5 protein-coding genes are annotated in these 6,116 nt (G+C 60.2%); all 5 read left to right on the top strand.

Annotated elements, in window-relative coordinates:
- Positions 1 to 495 (top strand): DUF1553 domain-containing protein (locus ABX749_RS18060; protein WP_372897189.1); only part of this gene is annotated, 495 nt, incomplete at its 5' end.
- A gap of 224 nt (positions 496 to 719) precedes the next feature.
- Complete coding sequence (locus ABX749_RS18055; protein ID WP_372897188.1) at positions 720 to 2,180, top strand: DUF1501 domain-containing protein; 1,461 nt, start codon at positions 720 to 722, stop codon at positions 2,178 to 2,180.
- 160 nt (positions 2,181 to 2,340) lie between these two features.
- Positions 2,341 to 3,390, top strand: a complete 1,050-nt coding sequence (locus ABX749_RS18050; RefSeq protein WP_372897187.1) for an arginine N-succinyltransferase — start codon at positions 2,341 to 2,343, stop codon at positions 3,388 to 3,390.
- Positions 3,387 to 4,835, top strand: a complete 1,449-nt coding sequence (astD, locus tag ABX749_RS18045) for a succinylglutamate-semialdehyde dehydrogenase (protein WP_372897186.1) — start codon at positions 3,387 to 3,389, stop codon at positions 4,833 to 4,835. Before ABX749_RS18050 ends, astD begins: the two co-directional genes overlap by 4 nt.
- A gap of 43 nt (positions 4,836 to 4,878) precedes the next feature.
- A partial coding sequence (gene astB / locus ABX749_RS18040; protein WP_372897185.1) for an N-succinylarginine dihydrolase occupies positions 4,879 to 6,116 on the top strand: 1,238 nt, incomplete at its 3' end.

The following is a 6,116-nucleotide window of genomic DNA, read 5'->3' as shown; positions in this document are numbered from 1 at the left end:
TCGGCCACCGATTGGCAGACGAGCAAGGGGGAAGACCGCTACCGACGCGGGTTGTACACGACGTGGCGCCGCAGCAGCCCCTATCCGTCGATGGCCCAGTTCGATGCACCCAACCGAGAGGTCTGCACGGTCCGCCGGATTCGAACCAACACCCCACTCCAAGCTTTGGTCACGATGAACGATCCGGTCTATGTCGAAGCGGCCCAGTCGTTCGCGCGAAACATGATCCGCGAGGCGGACTCGGCCGAAGGAAGAATCCAATACGCCTTTCAGACCGCATTGATTCGGCCGCCCAGTGCTGCGGAGATCAAGCGTCTGGAACAACTCGTGATCGCCGCGACCGAGACCTATCGCGAGGCGACCGCAGATGCGATGAAGATGGCAACCGATCCGATCGGCGCCCTGCCCGACGATGCCGACCCGGCCGAATACGCCGCCTGGACGGTGGTCGCCAACGTGATCTTGAACTTGGACGAACTGTTGATGAAACGATAGAGAGAACAAAAACGTTGCTGGTGCGATGCTCCTGTCACCTCGCTTGCCCCTCCCCGCGAAGAAGGGGGATTGATGAGAAGGAGACGCCGATGGTTGGCTGGCGGTGGCGTCCGTTGCGGCCGTCATTGGGTCTGGTTGAGTCATCATCAACGATTTTGCATTGACGATTTTGCACTGAATCTTGCAACGATTATTACAAGCCCCCAACGAACCTTTAGACTGCCATGGATCCTCGATTCAATCACCTTCAATTGCGCACCCGCCGGCATTTCTTGCAGCAATCCACTGCCGGGATCGGCTCGATGGCTTTGGCGTCGTTGATGGCGGGAGACGGTGTTGCTGGCGAGTCAGCGGTCCTACGGGCGAGTGATCCACTTGCCAGTCGATCGCCCCATTTTGCGCCCAAGGCAAAGCGGGTGATCTATTTGCACATGACCGGCTCGCCGCCCAACCTGGACTTGTTCGATTACAAGAGCGAACTGGTCAAACGCAGCGACCAGGATTGCCCCGACGAGTTTCTGGCCGGTCGTGAATTTGCGTTTACGTCCGGGACGCCGAAGTTGATGGGGTCGCCGCGGAAGTGGCAGCGCGTCGGTCAATCGGGCATGTGGATGTCCGATGCGATTCCACATTTCCATGAAGTCGCCGACGAGATGTGTGTGGTGCATTCGATGCATACCGATCAATTCAATCACGCGCCTGCGGAGTTGTTGGTTTACACCGGTTCGCCGCGTAGCGGACGACCCTCGATGGGATCTTGGATCACGTACGGGCTGGGAAGCGAAAACGAAAACCTGCCCGGGTTCGTCGTCTTGATTTCCAGCGGCGTCCAACCCAACGGCGGCAATAACTCGTTCGGCAGCGGATTTTTGCCATCGGTCTATCAAGGCGTGCAGTGTCGATCCAAGGGCGATCCCGTGCTTTATTCGTCGGACCCGCCGGGGATGAGCCGAGCGACGCGCCGCGCGACGCTCGATGCGTTGGCGGATCTGAATCAGTTGCAAGCCGAACAGATGGGGCACCCGGAAACGTTGACGCGGATCTCGCAATACGAACTGGCCTTCCGGATGCAAACCTCGGTTCCGGAGGTGATGGACATTGCGGCCGAGTCCCAGAAGACGCTGGATGAATACGGTGCGACGCCGGGCGCGTCGAGTCTGGCCAACAATTGTTTGCTCGCCCGCCGGTTGGTCGAATCGGGAGTGCGGTTTGTTCAGTTGTTCGATTGGGGCTGGGACTTCCACGGCACGCAAGCCGGCACGGGACTGACCGACGGCCTGACCAACAAGTGTGCGACGATGGATAAGCCGATCGCGGCGTTGATCCGCGATCTCAAACAACGCGGCCTGTTGCAAGACACCCTGATCGTTTGGGGCGGTGAATTTGGTCGGACGCCGTTTCGCGAGGGCCGGACGGCGAAGAGCAAGATTTTGGGTCGTGACCACTACCCCGACGTGTTCACGATGTGGATGGCCGGCGGGGGAGTCAAGGGCGGATTCGAGTATGGTCAGAGCGACGAGTTGGGTTTTGGTGTCGCCGAAAACCCCGTGCACGTGCACGACCTGCAAGCCACGATTCTGCACCAACTGGGCTTCGACCACGAACGGTTAACGTATCGATTCCAGGGGCGTGATTATCGGCTGACCGACGTGCATGGACACGTGGTGAAGGAGTTGCTGGCTTAGGTTCGTAGTCGAGCGGAAAAGGGGGCAGGTACCAAAAACCCAATGGCCCAAAGGGTGCTTCGCATTTTTGGTACCTGCCCCCTTTTCCGTGGCCGATCGATTTGGACCGATCGTGTTCAATGGGATACAATAACATCCCTACTTTTCAGGATACCTATCGATGCACACCATCCGGCTCGTCCGGCCGGCAGACCTGGATGCACTGTTCGACTTGGCCGGCCAGTCGACGTTTGGGTTGACCACCTTGACACCGGATCGCGAACGGCTGGCCAAGCGGATTGAAGAATCCGAGTGTGGCCAATCGCCGTTGTTGGTGTGGGTCGAGGGTGCCGAGCAACGCGTGATCGGGACCGCGGGGCTGTTCACCCACGTCGGTGATTCTGCCAAAGGGGAACCGTTTTACGCGTTTCGATTGGAACGCAGCATCCATCGATCGGAGGCGTTGAACGTTCGCACCGAGGTCGACACCTTGCATTTGGCCAAGATCTTTGACGGGCCGACCGAGCTGGGGACGTTGTTTTTGCATCCCCAATTTCGCGGCGGAGGGAAAGGTCGTGTGTTGTCGCTGTCGCGGTTCATGCTGATCGCCCGAGACCCCGAGCGTTTCGATCGGCAGGTCATTGCAGAAATGAGGGGCGTGATCGACCAGGATGGGCGTTCTCCGTTTTGGGACGCCGTCGGCCGGCCTTTTTTTCAGGTCGATTTTCCGATCGCCGACACGTTGTCGTTTCGCGACAAACGGTTCATCGCGGAGTTGATGCCGATGCATCCGATCTATGTTCCGCTGCTTCCCGAGCAGGCGCGTGAGGTGATCGGGAAGGTGCACACCGACACCGAGCCCGCCTTGCGGTTGCTCGAATCCGAAGGCTTCCACGAGGCTCAAATGGTCGACATCTTTGACGGAGGGCCGTGCATTCGATGCGATCGCAAGGCGATTCGGACGATTGTTGAATCGAGTCAGGTTGAACTGGTGGGCCTGTTCAACGAGAACCAGGATGCCGTCATGGACACCCTGGTGGCGACCGCCGACGGTCCCTTCCGGTGCATCGGTTGTGCGACGCGACGGTCACCCGATGGAATACAAATGCAACCACAGGATGCCGAAAGCCTGGGCGTTTCGGTGGGTGATTCGTTGATCGTCTCGCCGCTGAAGGGAACGGCCAAAGCCTTCTGGAGCGGCGAGCCGTCTAACGAAAGGAAACCATCATGACAGCGTCATCCGAGTCCACGCCGCCCCTGGTGGCCTGCTTTCCGGGAACCGATGAAGTGGTTTGGGAAGGAACCGTGGCGACAGAGACGCAGGTGGCCGGCGCCGTCTCGAACGCACGTGCCGCGCTGACGTCATGGCAGACCAGCCCGGTGGAGGAACGGATCGCCGTGGCAGAACGATTTGCCGACGCGGCGATCCAGCGCCAGGACCAGATCGCGCAACAGATCAGTCGTGAAACCGGTAAACCCCATTGGGAAGCCGTCGGCGAGGCGAAGCTGATTCCGGCGAAAGTCAAGTTGGCCATCGAAGCCTATCGCGAGCGGAGTGGTCCGCAACAGATCGATCTGCCGCAGGGCATCGGACGCGTGGTCTATCGTGGCGTCGGCGTCATGGCGGTGCTCGGACCGTTTAATTTTCCTGCGCACTTGCCCAACGGGCACATCGTTCCGGCGTTGATCGCGGGGAACACGGTCGTATTCAAGCCCAGCGAAATGACGCCGGGCACGGGAGAATTGCTGGTCCAGCTTTGGCAAGCCGCCGGGTTGCCGCCGGGCGTGCTGCAGGCCGTTCAGGGCGACGGCAAAGTCGGCGCCACGCTGGTGTCGCAAGCCATCGACGGTGTCCTGTTCACCGGCAGCTACTCCGCCGGCTGCGCGATCCATCGATCGTTGGCCGGCCGCCCCCAGGTGTTGTTGGCGTTGGAGATGGGCGGCAACAACCCGATGGTGGTTCATCAAGCCAAAGATCTCGACGCCGCGGCGTATCTGACTGCCGTTTCGGCGTTCGTCACCGCCGGCCAACGCTGCACGTGCGCGCGGCGGTTGGTGTTGGTGGACGGCGCCGACACGGAACCGTTGTTGGAAAGGCTTACCGCGCATTGCCAGACCTTGCGAATTGGATTGCCTGACGATGATCCGGAACCGTTCATGGGGCCGTTGATCTCGAGCCTGGCCGCCGACCGAGTGCTCAGCGCCCAAGCCGAATGGCTTCGTGGTGGCGCGGTGGAACTTGTCGCGGCGGAGCGTGATCCTCGCAATCCGGCGCTGATTCGCCCCGGTCTGATTGATGTGACCGCCATGCCCGATCGGAATGATGAAGAGGTTTTTGGGCCGCTGCTTCAGGTCGTCCGTGTCGCTGATTTTGATGCGGCGATCGATGAAGCGAATCGTACGGCGTATGGATTGTCCGCCTCGCTGCTTTCCGATGATCGCGAGTTGTTCGATCGGTTTCGAACATTCATTCGTGCCGGCGTCGTCAATTGGAACCAAGCCACGATCGGTGCCAGTGGTCGCCTGCCGTTTGGTGGTTTGGGGGCGTCGGGCAATCATCGCCCGAGTGGTTACTTCGCGGCCGACTACTGCAGCGACGCGGCCGCGATGCTGGAGTCGGAATCGTTGTCGATGCCTGCGACGATCATGCCGGGAATTGACGCGGCCCCCGCTTAGCTCGACGCTCCTGCGAGGAGGGTGATTCTTCAACTTGATGCCGATGTCCAATACGACTGCTCCAACTACCGCCGAAGTCAACTTCGATGGTCTGATCGGACCGACACACAATTATGCCGGCCTCGCTCCGGGCAACCTTGCTTCATGGTCGCACCGCCGTGAACCAAGCCATCCGCGCGCTGCCGCCCGCCAGGGGCTGGCAAAGATGGCGCGGTTGCGTTCGTTGGGGGTTCCGCAGGCGGTTCTGCCTCCGCAACCGCGGCCGAACCTGGGCCTGTTGCGACGGTTGGGATTTTCCGGTGATGACGCAACGGTGTTGGAAGCGGCACAGAAGCAGTCTCCACATTTACTTGCGACCGCGATGTCTAGTTCCAGTATGTGGACGGCCAACGCGGCAACGGTTTGTCCGTCGGCCGACGCCGACGACCGACGCGTCCACTTCACACCGGCCAATCTGGTCACCAGTCTGCACCGTGCCAGCGAAACCGACCTGACGGCGATGCTTCTCAGACGCATCTTTCACGACCCGCGATTCTTCGTGCACCACGATGCGGTCCCCAGTTCGACAGACATGGGTGACGAAGGCGCCGCCAATCACACGCGATTCTGTGACACATTCGACGCTCCCGGGGTGCAACTGTTTGTGTACGGAAGCGATGCCCGCGGCGATGATGGATCGGGTCCGAAACGGTTTGTGGCCCGCCAATCGAAAGCGGCCGGCGAGGCCATTGCTCGACTTCATCGTCTCGATCCGGACCGAGTTGTCTTTGCAAAACAAAATCCTCGCGCCATCGACGCGGGAGTGTTCCACAACGATGTCATCGCGGTGGGACATCGCCAGCTGCTGCTTTGCCACGAACAAGCTTTTGCGCAACCGGCTCGAGTCATCGAGGACTTGCGGCGGACGACCAACGACGCGATCCGAGTCGTCCAGGTTCCCGAGCAACGTGTCAGCCTGGACGATGCCGTTGCAACGTACCTGTTTAACAGCCAGATCGTGACGACGGAAACGGACCAGACCGTCTTGGTCGCCCCGGAGGATTGTCGACAACACGGCGGAGTGAACACGTTGCTGGGCGAGTTGGTCGAGGACAACACGTTCGACCGAGTCGAATTCGTCGAGCTGCGAGAGAGCATGGACAACGGTGGAGGGCCGGCGTGCTTGCGGCTGCGGGTCGTTTTGACACCTGATGAACTGGCATCGGTCGCATCGGGCGTTTTATTGACCGACGAACTTGTAACGCAGTTGGAAAACTGGATCGATCGGCACTACCGAGAATC

The sequence above is a fragment of the Stieleria sp. genome (assembly GCF_041595215.1).
Taxonomy (GTDB): Bacteria; Planctomycetota; Planctomycetia; order Pirellulales; family Pirellulaceae; genus Stieleria; species Stieleria magnilauensis.
Note: the sequence above shows the minus strand (reverse complement) of the source record. Positions and strands in the feature narration are given on the sequence as shown.

Bases quoted from the DNA above. Each gene is read 5' to 3' on its own strand.
- ABX749_RS18055 (WP_372897188.1), top strand. From the start codon at position 720: ATGGATCCTCGATTCAATCACCTTCAATTGCGCACCCGCCGGCATTTC.
- astD (WP_372897186.1), top strand. From the start codon at position 3,387: ATGACAGCGTCATCCGAGTCCACGCCGCCCCTGGTGGCCTGCTTTCCG.
- ABX749_RS18050 (WP_372897187.1), top strand. From the start codon at position 2,341: ATGCACACCATCCGGCTCGTCCGGCCGGCAGACCTGGATGCACTGTTC.